Source organism: Allosphingosinicella sp., from assembly GCF_035626655.1.
Classification (GTDB): domain Bacteria; phylum Pseudomonadota; class Alphaproteobacteria; order Sphingomonadales; family Sphingomonadaceae; genus Allosphingosinicella.
This window is the reverse complement of record NZ_DASPNF010000013.1, coordinates 1-14686: the sequence shown is the minus strand read 5'-3', so window position 1 is coordinate 14686 and position 14686 is coordinate 1. Positions and strand designations below refer to the sequence as shown.

Sequence of the window (14686 nt, the reverse complement as noted above, 5' to 3'; positions counted from 1 at the left end):
AAATCATGGCATCGCTGACCCTCCGCCCGCAATCCCATCCAGTGGATCGAGGGGGCGCCAGACTGTTTCGCTGGCTCGGCCTCGCCTTGCTTTCGGTCGCCATCGCCGGCTGCGTGCCGCGCTCGCAGCGCCCGCAGCCGCAGCTGCCGGTCGAACCGGTGCTGCGCCCGGAGGAGCCGCGGGTCAATCCGCGCCTCCCCGCCGACGAGACCCGCAACCGCGTCGCGGTGCTGGTCCCGCTGACCGGGCGCGACGCCTCGCTCGGCCAGTCGATCCTCAACGCCGCCAACCTCGCCCTGCTCGACACGGGCGGCGAGCGGATCCGGATCACCGCCTATGACACGGCCGGCACGGGCGGGGCGGTGCGTGCCGCCAACGAGGCGATCGCCGAGGGCAATGGCCTGATCCTCGGTCCGCTGCTGGCCGAGGACGTGCGCGCGGTGGCTCCGATCGCACGCGAGCATGACGTGCCGGTCATCGCCTTCTCGAACGACGTCGCGGTGGCCGGCAACGGCGTCTTCCTGATGGGCTTCACCCCGGGTCAGTCGATCGCACGGGTGGTCAGCTTCGCCCGCTCGCGCGGCGCGCAGAGCTTCGGCGCGATCGTCCCGACCAACGTCTATGGCGAGCGCGCGGCCCGGGCGATGACCCAGGCGGTGGAGGGCGCGCAGGGCCGCCTCGTCGGCATCCAGACCTTCGAGCCGAGCGCGGCCGGCGTGCGCAACGCCTCGACCCGCCTGCTCGCGCAGGGCGGGATGGACGCCGTTCTGCTCGCCGACGTGCCGCGCGCGATCCTGCCCGGCGTGCCGGTGCTGCGCGCCGCCTCGCCGCAGCCGCGCCTGCTCGCGACCGAGCGCTGGGCGACGGAGGGCAATATCGGCGCCAATGTCGCGCTGCGCGGCGCCTGGTTCGCGGCGCCGTCGGACACGGTCTACAACCAGTTCCGCACCCGCTACCGTGCCCGCTACAACAGCGCGCCGTTCCGGCTGGCCTCGCTCGGCTATGACGCGGTGCTGCTCACCGTGCGCATCGCCGCCAGCTGGCAGGTTGGCCGCACCTTCCCGATCCGCGAGCTTCGCGACCGGGAGGGCTTTTCCGGCGTCGACGGCGCCTTCCGCTTCGGCAGGGACGGCGTGGCGGACCGGGCGCTGGAGATCAGGGAGGTGACGGCGGCCGGCTCGAACGTGATCTCGCCGGCGCCCCGCAACTTCAACTGACGATCTCGGCCAGGATCCCGTCGAGCAGCAGCATGCCGCGCGGCGTCGCGCGCAGCCGTTCGTCGGTCCGTTCCAGCAGGCCCTGATCCGCGAGCCGGCCGACCGCGGCGAGGTCGAGTCCCTCGGGCGACCAGGCAATGCCTTCGGCGAGCCGCAGCCCCATGAGCAGGGCCTCGACGCGCTGCTCCGCCGGCGCGATCGCCTGCGCCTCGACGATGCCATGGCCGTTGCGGGCGAGGGCGCCGAGCCAGTTCTCGGGCTTGCGGTGCCGCCGGGTGGCGACCCCGTTCCGCCGCCCGTGCGCGCCCGGGCCGATGCCGGCATAGGTCCCGTACCGCCAGTAAGCGAGATTGTGCCGGCTCTCCTCGCCCGGGCGGGCATGGTTGGAGATCTCATAGGCCGGGAGGCCCGCACCGGAGGTCAGCGCCCCGGTCAGCTCGTAGAGCGCGGCGCTCTCGTCCGGATCGGCCGGCACCAGCGTGCCCTTCGCGGCCAGGGCGGCGAACCGCGTCCCGGGCTCGATGGTGAGCTGGTAGAGCGAGAGATGGCCGGTGCCGAAGCCCAGGGCCCGCTCCAGCTCCGCCGCCCAGGCCTCGGCGCCCTGGCCGGGCAAGGCATAGATCAGGTCGAAGCTCACTCGCTCGAACACGGACTGGGCGGTGCCGAGCGCCATCAGCCCCTCGCTCACGTCATGGGCGCGGCCGAGGAAATGCAGCGCCTCGTCATCGAGTGACTGCAGGCCGAGCGAGACCCTGTTCACCCCGGCGCGGGCCAGATCGGCGAAGCGCGCCGCCTCGACCGAGGAGGGATTGGCCTCGAGCGTGATCTCGATGCCTTCCGCGAAGTCCCAGTGGCTCCCCGCCGAGTCGATCAGCGCCTCAACGGTGGCGGGCGGCATCAGCGAAGGCGTGCCGCCGCCGAAGAAGATCGAAGTCAGGCGGCGGCCCGGCGTCTGCGCAGCCTCATAGCCGAGGTCGGCGAGCAAGGCCTCGCGCCAGGCGTCTTGATCCAGTTGCTCGCGGACGTGGCTGTTGAAATCGCAATAAGGACATTTGGAGACGCAGAACGGCCAGTGGATGTAGAGGGCCAATCCCCCCTCCCCTTCTGGGGAGGGGTCGGGGGTGGGGGAAGTGCGTGGGACTGCCCCACCCCAACCCCTCCCCTGAAGGGGAGGGGCTAAAGTCACAGCAATGCCGCCACCAGCTTGCGGAAGGCGTCCGCGCGGTGGCTCATCCCGTGCTTCTCGGCCGGGTCCATCTCGCCGAAGGTCCGCTCGTGCCCGGCCGGCACGAAGATCGGGTCGTAGCCGAAGCCGTTCGCCCCGCGCGGCGGGAAGACGAGCGTGCCGTCGACCCGGCCCTCGAACCATTCGCTGTGCCCGTCCGGCCAGCACAGTGCGAGCGCGCAGATGAAATGGGCGTTGCGGCTGGCCTCGGGGCCGAGTGCCTCGAGCTCGGTCCGCACCCGTTCCATCGCCAGGCCGAAATCGCGCTCGCCGCTGACCTCGCCGGGGCCGGCGCCCGGATCGACCTGCCCCTCGCGAACCGCCCAGCGGGCCGAGAAGATGCCGGGCCGGTCGCCGAGCGCCTCGACGCAGAGGCCGCTGTCGTCGGCCAGCGCCGGGAGGCCCGAGAGGTCCGCCGCCGCGCGCGCTTTCAGATCGGCATTATCGATGAAGGTGGTGCCGATCTCGTCGGGCTCGGGCAGGTCAAGCTCGGCGGCCGAGACCGGCTCGATCCCATAGGGCCCGAGCAGGTCGCGGATCTCGCGGACCTTGCCCTCATTGTGGCTGGCGATGACCAGCCGTCCGGCCTCCAGCCTGCGGGTCACCGTCCCGTGGCCCTGTCCTGCGCGGCGAAAATCTCGCCGCAGCCGATCCGCGCGAGCCGGAGCAGGCGCAGCAGCCCCTCCTCGTCGAAGCATTCGCCTTCCGCCGTGATCTGCGATTCGACGAGCAGGCCGTCGCCGGTCAGCACGAAATTGCCGTCGCAGCCGGCGCTGCTGTCCTCGGCATAATCGAGATCCAGCACGGCATTGCCGTTATGGATGCCGCAGCTTACCGCCGCGACCTTCTGCCGGATCGGGTCTCTTTCCACCTGCTTGTTCGCGAGCAGCCCGTCCACCGCGAGCCGCAGCGCCACCCAGGCGCCGGAGATGGCGGCCGTGCGAGTGCCGCCGTCCGCCTGGATCACGTCGCAGTCGAGCGAGATCTGCCGTTCGCCCAGCGCCTCGAGGTCGACCACCGCGCGCAGGCTCCGCCCGATCAGCCGCTGGATCTCCTGCGTCCGCCCGGTCTGCCTGCCCGCCGCCGCCTCGCGCCGTCCCCTGGTATGGGTCGCGCGCGGCAGCATGCCATATTCGGCCGTCACCCAGCCCCGGCCCTTGCCGCGGAGCCAGGAGGGGACGTTGGTCTCGACCGAGGCGGTGCAGAGCACTCTGGTGTCGCCGAAGCTCACCAGGCAGCTGCCCTCCGCATGGCGGGTGAAGCCGGGCTCCATGACGATGGCGCGCATCTGGTCCGGCGCGCGGCCTGAGGGACGCATGACATTCCTTCCACTGAAATCGCGCGCGTCGTATCACCATCTGCGAACGAGGCAATAAGCGGGAGGCAATATGTCCGGTTGGCGTAGCGCGATGATGGCGATGATCCTTCTTGCGGGCTGCACCGCCATGGCACCGCCGGGGTCCCGTCGGGGCGCCGTCGACTCGATCAGCTTCCAGCTCAACAGCTGGGGCTCTCCGGTCGAGGGCTTCACGATCGCGAGCGACGGCAGGGGCGAGTTCCGCAAGGCGCCGGCCTTCCGGGCCGAGCCCCGGGTCACGCGCTTCAACGCCGGCCGGGCGGGCTTCGCGCGCATCCAGGCCGCGCTGGCGCCGGTCAGGCGCCATGCGGGGTCGGAGGTGCCCTGCGGGCAACGGATGACCGACTTCCCCTATGGCGACATCGTCTGGGAGAGCGGCAGCAGCCGCGCCACGGTCAGCCTCAACGTCGGCTGCCGGAGCGCCGAGATGCAGGCCGTGGTCGCGCGTGCGCAGCAGGCGACGACGCTGGCGGAAGGCTTCGCCCGGACCAACGCCGCGCCATAGGGAGGAAGGAGCATGACGATCGTCCGGCTGCTGATGGTGGTGATCGGGGTGCTGGCCGTGCTGTTCGGCCTGCTCTTCACCCTGCAGGGTCTCGGCATCGTCCACTGGCCGCGCAGCTCCTTCATGCTCGACGATCGCAGCTGGGCCGTGCGCGGCGCGGTGCTGATCGCCGGGGGCGCGCTGATGGCCTGGTTCGGCCGCAGGCTCCGCTAAGCCGCGGTTCAGCGGCGTTCCGGCAGGGAGGGCGCATGAACAAGGCCCTCATCCTCTTCGCTGCGGCGCTCGCCGTCCCCGCCGCCGCCCAGTCGCCGACGCGCAGCCCGACGCGCTCGATCACCTACGAGACCGGCCCCTGCTTCGGCCGCTGCCCGGTCTATTCCGTGACCGTCTACAGCAACGGGCGCGCGACCTTCACCGGCCGGCGCTTCACGGCGGTCGAGGGCACGCGCGAATTCCGGGTGAGCCCGGGTACGTGGCGCGCTCTGGCCCGCCATCTCGAGCCGGTTCGGCCGCAGCGCGGCGATATCCGCTATTCGGGTGACCGCTGCCGCTCCATGGCGACGGACCTGCCCTCGGCGAGCGTGACCTGGCACGATCCGGACGGGCGGCGGAGCCTCTATTTCTATTATGGCTGCGACATGCAGCGGAACCGCGCGCTCGCCGACCGCCTGCGCCGCGCCCCCGACCTGCTGCCGTTGGGGGATTTCATCGGCCGCTCCCGCTGACTACATCTGGCCGCATGGCGACCAGCATCGGCGAGATGAGCGACCGCGCGCGGGACGTGTTCCGGCTGGTGGTCGAGGCCTATCTGGAGAACGGCCAGCCGGTCGGCTCGCGCACCATCTCGCGTACCTCCACGCTCAATCTCTCGCCCGCCTCGATCCGCAACGTGATGCAGGATCTGGAGGAGACCGGCCTGCTCGCCGCCCCGCACACCTCGGCAGGCCGGGTTCCCACCGAATCGGGCCTGCGCCTGTTCGTCGACGCGATCATGCAGGTGGCCGAACCGCGGCCCGAGGACCGGGCGGCGATCGAATCGCTGATCGAACGCGGCGGGCCGATCGAGGAGGCGATCGCCAGCGCCACCGCCGCCCTGTCCGGCCTCTCCGCCTGCGCCGGCATCGTGCTGGTCCCGAAGGAGGAACCGGCGCTGAAGCAGCTCGCCTTCGTCCCGCTGTCGCCGCGTCAGGCGGTGGCGGTGGTCGTCGGCAGCGACGGCAGCGTCGAGAATCGGGTGATCGACCTGCCGCCGGGCGTCACCCCTTCGACGCTCGCCGAGGTCGGCAATTACGTGAGCGCGCGCCTTTCCGGCCTGACGCTGCGCGAGGCGCAGGCGCGGCTGGCCGACGAGATCCGCGCGGGCCAGGCGGCGCTCGACAAAGCGGCCCAGACCCTGGTCGCGCAGGGGCTCGCGCTCTGGTCGGAGGACGGTTCCCGCCGCCCGGTGCTGATCGTGCGCGGCCAGGCCAATCTGATCGACGACAGCGCCGCCGCCGATCTCGACCGGGTCCGCCAATTGCTCGACGAGCTGGAGGGCAAGGAGGAGATCGCCCGCCTGCTCGACCGCGCCCGCGCCGGCGAGGCGATGAAGATTTTCATCGGATCGGAGAATGAGCTGTTCGCGTTATCCGGTTCGTCGGTTATCGCCGCGCCCTGGCGCGGGCATGACGGCAAGCTGGTCGGCGTCGTCGGTGTGATCGGGCCGACCCGGTTGAACTATGCGCGCGTGGTACCCATGGTGGATTTCACCGCGAAAACATTGTCGAGATTGATGGGATGAACACGGAAGACAGCAAGATCGAATTGGAAGGGGAAATCGACTTCGACGGCGTTCAGAACGGGCAGGACGGCGCGGCTGGCGATCTCGACCGCCTGGCAGAGCTCGAGAAGGAGCTCGAGGAGGTGCGCCAGCACGTCCTCTACGCCCAGGCCGAGACGCAGAACGTCCGCCGCCGGCTCGAGCAGGAGAAGAACGCGGCCACCCAATATGCGGCCACCGCCTTCGCCCGCGACATGCTGAGCGTGAAGGACAATCTCGAGCGCGCTCTGTCCGCCATCCCCGAGGACATGCGCGGCGACGAGCAGATGAAGGGCCTGGTCGCCGGCCTCGAGGCCACCGGCCGCGAGCTGGACAGCGCCTTCCAGCGCCACGGCATCAGCCGCATCGAGGCGCTCGGCAAGCCGCTCGACCCCCATCTCCACCAGGCGATGCTGGAAGTGCCGTCCGACGAGGAGCCCGGCACGATCGTCCAGGAGATGCAGGCCGGCTACACGATCAAGGACCGGCTGCTCAGGCCGGCGCTCGTGGGGGTCGCGAAGAAGGGCTAAGCGGGGGATGCCGTGGGGGGCGATGATCACAGCACCGTTATCCTCTTCTTCGTCATTGCAGGGCTGATTGCATTCGCGCTCTTCGGTCCGCGCCCGCGGGACCGATCCACCGCCGTGCCCGACGGACCGGAGGATGAGCCCTATCGAATCTATACAACTGAATTCGATCTCGAGTTCAGCGGCGCGGAGGTGGTCGATGCGTTGCCGGAGGCGAGCCTCGACCGCGAGCGCGGCCACCTGCAGGGCAATCCGTCCACCTGGAAGGCCTGGATTGGCCGGACCGACGACCTTGTGAAGCGAAATGGCCCGCTGTTCGACGAATTGATGCCCGACTTGCGCGCATCCATGGCTGGACTCGATTCGGCCGACGTCGCGGTGGCGCTCCTGATCGACCAGTCGGGCTCGATGAAGGGCGAGCCCGTAGCCAGGGCCGCGGCCACCGCCGATCTCTTCGCCCGCCTGCTGACCGCCCTCGGGGTTCGCAGCGAGGTGCTCGGCTTCTCGACGGCCGGCTGGAAGGGCGGTCGTGTCCGTGAAGCTTGGCTGCGGGCCGGCAGGCCTCCGCGGCCGGGCCGCCTTTGTGCCCTCATGCATGTCGTCTACAAGGCGGCCGACGAACCGGCGCTCACCGAGGTGGCGCGCCGTGCGATCGTCCATCCGGACTTGCTGCGCGAGAATATTGATGGCGAAGCAGTGCTGTGGGCCCGGAGCCGGCTTGCAAACCTGCCCGTCCGGCATCGGCTCATTCTCGTCCTGTCGGACGGCGCCCCGGTCGACGATTCCACGCTGATGGAAAACGGCGGGTCTCTCCTCTGCCGCCACATCGTCAAGGTGGTGCGGGAGGCCGAGGCGGATGGCGTGATCATCGGCGGAGTAGGCATCAACTATCGGGTCGACCTCTATTATCCCCTTTCGGAAGCAGCGACGGACCTCGACGACCTCCCTGGGGCAATGGCCACGGCGCTGGAGCGGATGCTGAGGACGGCGGCGGAGCGCACGGAAGTCGCGCCGGGCTAACCTTTGGTTGCAAGAGCGCGCGGAACAGTTTCTTCTGCGCTCGTTATGATCCGCCTGCTTCTGTTCACGATCCTGCTTGGCGGCTGCGCGGCCGTGCAATCCGGTCCCGCGCCTGAGGCGGCCCGGCTCACCTTGGGCCCGTCCTACGCCTGGGCGACGTTCAACGCGCGCGGCGTCACCGCGTCCGGCGCCTCGGGCCTCGCCGACCGCACGACCGCACGACGGCTGACGATCGACGATCCGGTGCGGATCGCCTCCATCTCCAAACTGGTCGTCGCGATCGGGGTGATGCGGCTGGTCGAGCAGGGGAGGCTCGATCTGGACCGGGACGTCTCCGATTATCTCGGCTGGCGGCTGCGCAACCCGGCCTTTCCGGACCGGCCGATCACGCTCCGCCTGCTCCTCTCGCACCGCTCCTCGCTCAAGGACGATATCGAATATTGGGCGATTCCCCTGGGCGCGACCCTCGAGCAGACGCTCGCCAATCCCATTGCCTTCGATCCCGAGCACGCGCCGGGCAGCTATTTCCGCTATTCGAACCTCGGCTATCCGGTGATCGCCTCGATCATGGAAAAGGCGTCGGGCGAGCGCTTCGACCGGCTGATGGCGCGGCTCGTCCTGAACCCCATGGGCCTCGATGCCTGCTTCAACTGGACGACCTGCAGCGACGCCGCGATCGCCCGCGCGGTCGTGCTCTACGCGCCGGACGGCAGCGTCCGCCGCGACGATCTGCAGGGCCGGCGGCCGGACTGCCCGGTGCTCGCGCCCAATGGCTGCGACCTCGCCGCCTACCGGCTCGGCGACAATGGCGCGCTCTTCTCGCCGCAGGGCGGCCTCCGCGTCTCGGTCCGCGACCTGACCGTGATCGGCCGGATGCTGCTCCAGGGCGGCATGCACGACGGCGAGCGCATCCTCAGCGAGGCCAGCGTGCGCGCGCTCACCACGCCCGCCTGGACGTTCGACGGCAGCAACGGCCAGACCGAGGACGGCTTCTACTGCGCCTACGGGCTCGCCGTGCAGCTCATCCCGACCGCCCAGGCCGGCTGCCGCGACGACCTGTTCGGGCGCGGCCGCCGGGCGTGGGGCCATGCCGGGGATGCCTATGGCCTGCGCTCCGGCCTCTGGCTCGATCCGCAGCGCGGCACCGGCATCGCCTTCTTCGCCACCACCAATGGCGACGATCCGCGGCGCGGCGCGCGATCGGCCTATCGCGCGATCGAAGAGCAGCTCGCCGCGCACCTCCGGCCCTGATCTGATCGTCGCGCGCCGGCCCGGTCCATGTTAGGCTGCCGGTCAATGTCGCGTAAGGCGTGAAGGAGACGGCAAGCAGGTCGGGAGGGGGCGATGGCCAATTGGCTGAAAGTGTTGCTGGGTGTTCTGCTGAGCATCGGCATCTTTATCGGTATCATGGCGTGGATCGTCGACATGCATCCGTTGCGCGGCGACCTCTTCGCCGAGCAACGGCGGTGCGAGGAGCAGAGCAGCTACCGCGTCGACGGCGGAACCGACTGCTACGAGACCTATCGTCGCAAGGCTGACGCAATCGAAACCAACGAGAAGTGGCTCGGCGCCGGTCTAGGCGCAGGCGGAGCAGGCCTGTTCTGGCTGCTCGTCTATCTCTTCTACATCAGGCCGCGCCGCCGGGCCGCGGCGTCTACCGGGACGCCCCCGCCGGCGGGCTGATCAGATCCCCGCATACCATTCATAGTCGTTGCTATCCTCCCAATAGCCGCCCTGGCCCCCATAAAGGCCGGCCAGCGTGGCGCGGGCCTCGATGCGCGCCACATATTTGGCATGCTTGTAGCCGAGCTGGCGCTCGACCCGGAGGCGGAGTGGGGCGCCGTTGGGGATGGGCAGCATCCGGTCGTTCATTCCCCAGGCGAGGATGGTCTGGGGATGGAAGGCGTCGATCAGGTCGATGCTCTCATAATAAGGCCGGTCGCCATAGCGATCCATGCAGTGGAAGACGATGTAGCGCGCCTCGTCCCGGAGCTGCGCCCCGTCAAGGATCAGAGAGAGCGGCACGCCCGTCCACTTGCCGATCGCCGACCAGCCCTCGACGCAGTCGTGGCGGGTGATCTGCGTGCGGCGCGGCATTGACCGAATCTGATCGAGCGAGAGTTGCAGCGGGCGGTGCACGAGCCCGTCTACACGCAGTCGCCAATCCGAGAACCGGCCCGCGGCGAGGCGGTTGTAATCGGGGGTATCGGGATTGCCGGTTCCGTTCGAGCGGAAGACGGGTGACATGTCCGCCTCGGTGAATTCCCGCGCCATCGCCTCGCGGCTGCTGATCAGCCGCTGCGCGCGCATGGTCAGGCCCTCGCTGGAGCGCAATGCGCCGCGAAAACCGGTGCTGTTGTTCAGCCGGTCGCAGCCGGCGAGCAGAGTGCCGGCGCCGCCGAGCAGCAGGGTTCGGCGGGTGAGGATCACCTAGACGGGAGGGGGCAGATTGGTGACGACGATGTCTTCCCGCCCGTCGCTGTCGATGTCGGGGGCGGTTGTTGGCGGGGGCCGCCTCGAGATCGGACGCGCAGGGAGCAGGCCACCCTGGGCCTGGTCGAGCGCCTCGTCCTGGAGTTCCGAAGGGTTGGCCTTGTCTTCGCTCATGTTTGCGCTCCTTGTCCGGAGACCCCGCCAGGAGCCTTTTACAGCAAGCGCGATGGCTCCGGAAGGGCGCGCCTTCCGGAGCCATCGGGGCTTAGTGGAAGTCCTGCATCGACACCTTGCCGGCGCCGCCGCCACCACCGCCGGCATGGGCGCGGAGCGTGCCATCGGTGATGGTGCTGTTGCCGCGATAGGTGTTGGGCTGCTGGTCGGTCGGCACCTGGTCGGTCGGCATCGTGAAGTTCAGGCCGCCATTGGCCTGGTCGAGGCTCTCGTCGGCCACTTCGACCGGCTGCTTCTTGTCTTCGTTCATCATCTCTCTCCAAAGGGGGATCGTCCGCGGCGCTTGCCAGGGAGGCGCCTCCGCGAGCGGCGGCTTCCCTGGCCGAGATGTTGCGGCAGGCGAATGGCGGCGCGTCCGAAGCCGCCCTAATTTCGATCAGGCTGTCGATCTGAGACGAAAGCGCCGCTGGACGCGACGAGCCTGCCAATTGGTCCGGCCGACGATCGCGACTCTGCGCCGCGCGCCGTCACTCCACTGGTTCGGGCGCTTCCGGGGCCGCCACCTGATGCTTCGGCTGCGGCACCCGGTACCAGCCGGTGATCATCGACCGGATCTCGTTCAGCGGCCCGGCCAGCACGACCATGATCAGGTGGATCAGGATGAAGAAGGTGATCAGGAAGGCGCAGATGAAGTGGATCGAGCGCGCCGACTGCCGCCCGCCGAATATGTCGATCAGCCAGCCCCAGGCCGCGTTCATCCCCGGCGACATTGCGAGGCCGGTCAGGATCAGCAGCGGCAGCAGCACGAAGATCACGCCGACATAGGAGACCTTCTGCAGGACATTGTAGTCGAGCGCCGCCGCCCCCGTCGGGAAGCGCAGCCGGGCATGGTCCTTCACCTCCCGCCAGACATGGCCAGGCCTCAGCTCCGCCCGCCGCGGGAAGAGCCGCCGGCGCCCTTTGCCGGCGAGCAGGTAGATCCAGTAGGCGATCGCCCCGATCGCCAGCACCCAGGCGAAGGCCAGGTGCCAGCGCCGCCCGGCCGAGAGGCTGTAGGTGGAGGGAATGGTCGCCCAGCCGGGAAAGGCGCGGCGGTTCACCCGCCCGTTCCCGTCGGTCCAGTGGCCGAGCACCCCGGTGGTCGGGATGGTGAGGCTGCCGACGCGCAGATAGCCGGAGCTCGCCGTCGAGCCGATCTCCAGCCAGGCATAATCCTGGTTGGCGCCATATTGCCCCCAATAGAGCCGCGGATGGGCGTTGAAGATCATCAGCCCGCTCATCAGCATGACGAAGACGGTGAGCGTGTTCACCCAGTGCCAGACCCGGACCGGCCAGCGATGGCGCTTGACGATCTCGCGCGCGCTGTCGTCGGGGCGCGGCTGGTTGTCCCGGCGGACCTGCGGCTGCTCGCTCACTGGCATCGGTTCATCCTATAGCAAAGGGGCGCGTGCTTGACAGTGAGGACGAGAGAGGTGACCTTGAGCCCATGCAGCGCGTGATCGCCAGCGTCTATTATTATCGGACCGCCCGGGCGGGACCGATCTGACGCGCGCTTAACAGAGCCGAAGCTTCAAAAGATCGCCCCCGTCCGGACCTCCGGGCGGGGTTTTTCATTATGGAGAAACCCAATGCTGACCGAGACGATCATCGAGGGAAAGACCCCGCCGCCCGCCGGCGCCGCGGCCGACTGGACCATCCCCCAGCATTGGGAGCGGTTCACGGCCGAGGACCATAGGGTCTGGGACACATTGTTCGCCCGCCAGCAGGAGCTGCTGCAGGAGAGGGCGGTTTCGGACTTCTTCAAGGGCCTGGACGTGCTGCATTTGTCCAGGCCCGGCATTCCCGAGCTGGACGAGCTCAACGAGCGCCTGTTCGCGCGGACCGGCTGGACGATCGTCTCCGTCCCGGGCCTGGTGCCCGACGACATCTTCTTCGAGCATCTCTCGAAGCGCCGCTTCCCCGCGGGCAATTTCATCCGCGCCGCCGACAGCCTCGACTATATCGAGCAGCCCGACGTCTTCCACGACGTGTTCGGCCATGTCCCGATGCTCGCCCAGCACGACGTCGCCGATTTCATGCAGGCGATGGGCGCCGAGGGGCTGGCGGCGATGCGCGCCGGCGCGCTGCACCGGCTGGCGCGGCTCTACTGGTACAGCGTCGAGTTCGGCCTCGCGCGCGAAGACGGGGAGACGCGGATCTATGGCGCCGGCCTGCTGTCGAGCTTCGGCGAGAGCCATTTCTCGCTCGAGAGCGACGTCCCGCGCCGCCCGTTCAACATCCCGGAGGTGCTCCGCACCCGCTACCGCTCGGACGCCTTCCAGCACGGCTATTTCGTGATCCCGAGCTTCGACGCCCTGCTGAAGCTGCTGACCGACGCGAACCTCGCGGCGCTCTACGAGGAGCTGGAGGGGCTGCCGGACCTGAACATCGACCGGTCGGACGGTTGAGCCGTCATTGCGAGCGAAGCGAAGCAATCCAGCTGTGTCATCGCTGGGTTGCTTCGTCGCTGACGCTCCTCGCAATGACGGGCTCTACGGAATATCCTCGTGCACCATGTCGATCTCGCGCACGCGGCGTTTCTGGCGGGCGGTGTCGACGAGGCGGCGGAGCTCCTCGCGCCGCGCCTGGGCGCGCTCGACGTCGCGGATGACGAGGTCGCCGTCGCGCGTCGTTTCGTCGGACGAGGAGATGCTGATCGTGCCGATCCCGGCGATCTGGTTGATGATCGAGAAATTGATGCGCACGTCCTTGATCCGGTAGAGCTCGATCTCGTCGACGCTCTTGGCGATGATCCCTCGGCGGATGATCAGCCGTTCCTCGGTGATGCTGAACTTGGACGCCAGATTCTCGAACCAGCGCCAGACGAAGATGCCGAGCGCAAGCAGCGACAGCGCCACCCAGTACATGCCGAGATTGGCGGTGTTCATCAGCCAGAGCACGATCCCTGCAATGAACAGCAGCACGGTCCCCCAGCCGGCGAGCGTGCCCTTCAGCCAGCCGAGCGTGGAAGGCCGGAAGGTGTCGAGCGGCGCGTCGGTCATGATCTTTCCCCCGCAGGTCAGGCGCGAAGGCTAGCACTTGCGGCGCGGAAGGGAAGCGGGATTGCTTGCGCCCTAGTGCCCGTGCCCGCCCATGCCGCCGGCCGTCTGCACGGGCACGTCCACGGTCACGTCGGGCGCGTTGTCGACGTCGAAGGTCAGCCGCACCGTGCCGCCGGCGCGGACCTCCGGGCTGATCCCGAACAGCATGGCGTGCGGGCCGCCTTCCTCGAACACCTTGGTCCCCTCGGTGGTGAAGCTGTTGTCCTCCAGCGGCCCCATCCGCATCCGGCCGCCGACCATCTCGCTCTCGTGCAGCTCGATGCGCTGGATCTGCGGGCTGGTGACGCGCAGGATGCGCATCGGCGTGCAGTTCGCGCGCAGGGTAAAATAGGCAGCCCCCGGATTGCCCTGCACGGCGGGCAGCCGCACGATCGGGTCCTCCACGGTCACCGCCGGATCGCCCTGGCTGCAGGCGGCCAGCAAGGCGGCGAGGGGCAGGACGGCGAAGGCGGGCTTAAGCATCATTTCTCACTCCGGGACTGATCGCGCGCCTCTAACCTCCTGAGCATCCTTGTCGCAACAGAATCGCCACCTATATCGGCCCCGAAAACGCCTGCGCGCCGCCTTTTGCAGGGGCCGTGGGCCGTGCAGCTTTTTGAGGGGCCAAAGAGGTAAAATATGGCAAGAGTGATCGGTATCGATCTCGGCACCACCAACAGCGCGGTGGCCGTCATGGAAGGCGGCAAGCCGAAAGTTATCGAGAATGCGGAGGGCGCGCGCACGACGCCGTCCATCGTCGCCTTCACCAAGGACGGTGAGCGGCTGATCGGCCAGCCGGCCAAGCGCCAGGCGGTCACCAATCCCGACAATACCGTCTTCGCGGTGAAGCGCCTGATCGGCCGCCGCTTCGACGATCCGATCACCAAGAAGGACACCGAGCTCGTCCCCTATCACATCGTGAAGGGCGCCAATGGCGACGCCTGGGTCCAGGCGGGCGGCAAGGATTATTCCCCCTCGCAGATCTCCGCCTTCATCCTGCAGAAGATGAAGGAGACCGCCGAGGCCTATCTGGGCGAGACCGTCACCCAGGCGGTGATCACCGTCCCGGCCTATTTCAACGACGCCCAGCGCCAGGCCACCAAGGACGCCGGCAAGATCGCCGGCCTCGACGTGCTCCGCATCATCAACGAGCCGACCGCGGCCGCGCTCGCCTACGGCCTCGACAAGAAGGAAGGCAAGACCATCGCGGTCTACGACCTCGGCGGCGGCACCTTCGACGTGTCGATCCTCGAGATCGGCGACGGCGTGTTCGATGTGAAGTCCACCAACGGCGATACCTTCCTGGGCGGTGAAGACTTCGACATGCGCCTCGTCGAGTACCTCGCGGGC

The 14686-nt window shown here is 68.8% G+C and carries 20 protein-coding genes; 11 read left to right on the top strand and 9 right to left on the bottom strand.

The window, feature by feature from the left end; genetic code table 11:
* Positions 1 to 5 precede the first annotated feature (5 nt).
* Complete coding sequence (locus VEC11_RS12045; RefSeq protein WP_464131568.1) at positions 6 to 1217, top strand: penicillin-binding protein activator; 1212 nt, start codon at positions 6 to 8, stop codon at positions 1215 to 1217.
* Here VEC11_RS12045 and hemW read toward each other — a convergent pair.
* From hemW to rph, 3 genes are all read right to left on the bottom strand, one after another.
* A complete protein-coding gene (hemW, locus tag VEC11_RS12040; protein ID WP_464131566.1) occupies positions 1210 to 2307 on the bottom strand; it encodes a radical SAM family heme chaperone HemW in 1098 nt (365 codons plus the stop codon). The genes VEC11_RS12045 and hemW overlap by 8 nt on opposite strands.
* Positions 2308 to 2399: 92 nt before the next feature.
* Positions 2400 to 3047 carry an RdgB/HAM1 family non-canonical purine NTP pyrophosphatase gene (gene rdgB, locus VEC11_RS12035; protein WP_464131564.1) on the bottom strand — a complete coding sequence of 216 codons (648 nt, stop codon included), beginning with the start codon at positions 3045 to 3047 and terminating at the stop codon, positions 2400 to 2402.
* A complete protein-coding gene (gene rph, locus VEC11_RS12030) occupies positions 3044 to 3760 on the bottom strand; it encodes a ribonuclease PH (protein ID WP_464131562.1) in 717 nt (238 codons plus the stop codon). The genes rdgB and rph overlap by 4 nt, the downstream gene beginning before the upstream one ends.
* A gap of 70 nt (positions 3761 to 3830) precedes the next feature.
* Between rph and VEC11_RS12025 the strand changes: the two genes are divergently transcribed.
* From VEC11_RS12025 to VEC11_RS11990, 8 genes are all read left to right on the top strand, one after another.
* Entirely contained in the window at positions 3831 to 4304 is a 474-nt protein-coding gene (locus VEC11_RS12025; RefSeq protein ID WP_464131560.1) for a hypothetical protein, read from the top strand.
* Positions 4305 to 4316: 12 nt separating this feature from the next.
* Positions 4317 to 4517: a hypothetical protein gene (locus VEC11_RS12020; RefSeq protein WP_464131558.1), complete on the top strand. Its 201-nt coding sequence runs from the start codon at positions 4317 to 4319 to the stop codon at positions 4515 to 4517.
* 35 nt (positions 4518 to 4552) lie between these two features.
* On the top strand, positions 4553 to 5029 hold the full coding sequence (locus VEC11_RS12015) for a DUF6438 domain-containing protein (RefSeq protein WP_464131556.1): 477 nt from the start codon (positions 4553 to 4555) through the stop codon (positions 5027 to 5029).
* 14 nt (positions 5030 to 5043) lie between these two features.
* Positions 5044 to 6084 carry a heat-inducible transcriptional repressor HrcA gene (hrcA, locus tag VEC11_RS12010; protein WP_464131554.1) on the top strand — a complete coding sequence of 347 codons (1041 nt, stop codon included), beginning with the start codon at positions 5044 to 5046 and terminating at the stop codon, positions 6082 to 6084.
* Positions 6081 to 6632 (top strand): nucleotide exchange factor GrpE, encoded by a 552-nt coding sequence (grpE, locus tag VEC11_RS12005; RefSeq protein WP_464131552.1) that lies wholly within the window; start codon positions 6081 to 6083, stop codon positions 6630 to 6632. The genes hrcA and grpE overlap by 4 nt, the downstream gene beginning before the upstream one ends.
* A gap of 12 nt (positions 6633 to 6644) precedes the next feature.
* Positions 6645 to 7649 (top strand): cobaltochelatase CobT-related protein, encoded by a 1005-nt coding sequence (locus tag VEC11_RS12000; RefSeq protein ID WP_464131550.1) that lies wholly within the window; start codon positions 6645 to 6647, stop codon positions 7647 to 7649.
* Positions 7650 to 7694: 45 nt separating this feature from the next.
* On the top strand, positions 7695 to 8900 hold the full coding sequence (locus VEC11_RS11995; RefSeq protein WP_464131548.1) for a serine hydrolase domain-containing protein: 1206 nt from the start codon (positions 7695 to 7697) through the stop codon (positions 8898 to 8900).
* A 93-nt stretch (positions 8901 to 8993) separates the two neighbouring features.
* Entirely contained in the window at positions 8994 to 9332 is a 339-nt protein-coding gene (locus tag VEC11_RS11990) for a hypothetical protein (protein ID WP_464131546.1), read from the top strand.
* On the opposite strand, the gene VEC11_RS11985 is transcribed toward VEC11_RS11990, so the two are convergent.
* The 4 genes from VEC11_RS11985 to VEC11_RS11970 form a co-directional block, all read right to left on the bottom strand.
* Positions 9333 to 10079 (bottom strand): molybdopterin-dependent oxidoreductase, encoded by a 747-nt coding sequence (locus VEC11_RS11985; RefSeq protein ID WP_464131544.1) that lies wholly within the window; start codon positions 10077 to 10079, stop codon positions 9333 to 9335.
* Positions 10080 to 10256, bottom strand: coding sequence for a hypothetical protein (locus VEC11_RS11980; RefSeq protein ID WP_464131542.1), 177 nt, complete (start codon positions 10254 to 10256; stop codon positions 10080 to 10082).
* 91 nt (positions 10257 to 10347) lie between these two features.
* Entirely contained in the window at positions 10348 to 10569 is a 222-nt protein-coding gene (locus tag VEC11_RS11975; protein ID WP_464131540.1) for a hypothetical protein, read from the bottom strand.
* Positions 10570 to 10783: 214 nt separating this feature from the next.
* The gene (locus tag VEC11_RS11970) at positions 10784 to 11671 is read right to left on the bottom strand and encodes a cytochrome b/b6 domain-containing protein (protein ID WP_464132037.1); all 888 of its coding nucleotides are present in this window, start codon (positions 11669 to 11671) and stop codon (positions 10784 to 10786) included.
* Between the two features lie 213 nt (positions 11672 to 11884).
* On the opposite strand from VEC11_RS11970, the gene phhA reads away from it, so the two are divergent.
* Complete coding sequence (gene phhA, locus VEC11_RS11965) at positions 11885 to 12703, top strand: phenylalanine 4-monooxygenase (RefSeq protein WP_464131538.1); 819 nt, start codon at positions 11885 to 11887, stop codon at positions 12701 to 12703.
* Positions 12704 to 12787: 84 nt separating this feature from the next.
* Here the strand turns inward: phhA and VEC11_RS11960 are convergent, their stop codons facing one another.
* Together VEC11_RS11960 and VEC11_RS11955 are read right to left on the bottom strand one after the other, a co-directional pair.
* Positions 12788 to 13297: a PH domain-containing protein gene (locus VEC11_RS11960; RefSeq protein WP_464131535.1), complete on the bottom strand. Its 510-nt coding sequence runs from the start codon at positions 13295 to 13297 to the stop codon at positions 12788 to 12790.
* 72 nt (positions 13298 to 13369) lie between these two features.
* Positions 13370 to 13822: a copper chaperone PCu(A)C gene (locus VEC11_RS11955; protein WP_464131533.1), complete on the bottom strand. Its 453-nt coding sequence runs from the start codon at positions 13820 to 13822 to the stop codon at positions 13370 to 13372.
* 153 nt (positions 13823 to 13975) lie between these two features.
* Here VEC11_RS11955 and VEC11_RS11950 point away from each other — a divergent pair.
* Positions 13976 to 14686, top strand: a 711-nt coding sequence (locus VEC11_RS11950) for an Hsp70 family protein (RefSeq protein ID WP_464131531.1), incomplete at its 3' end; no start/stop codon positions are given.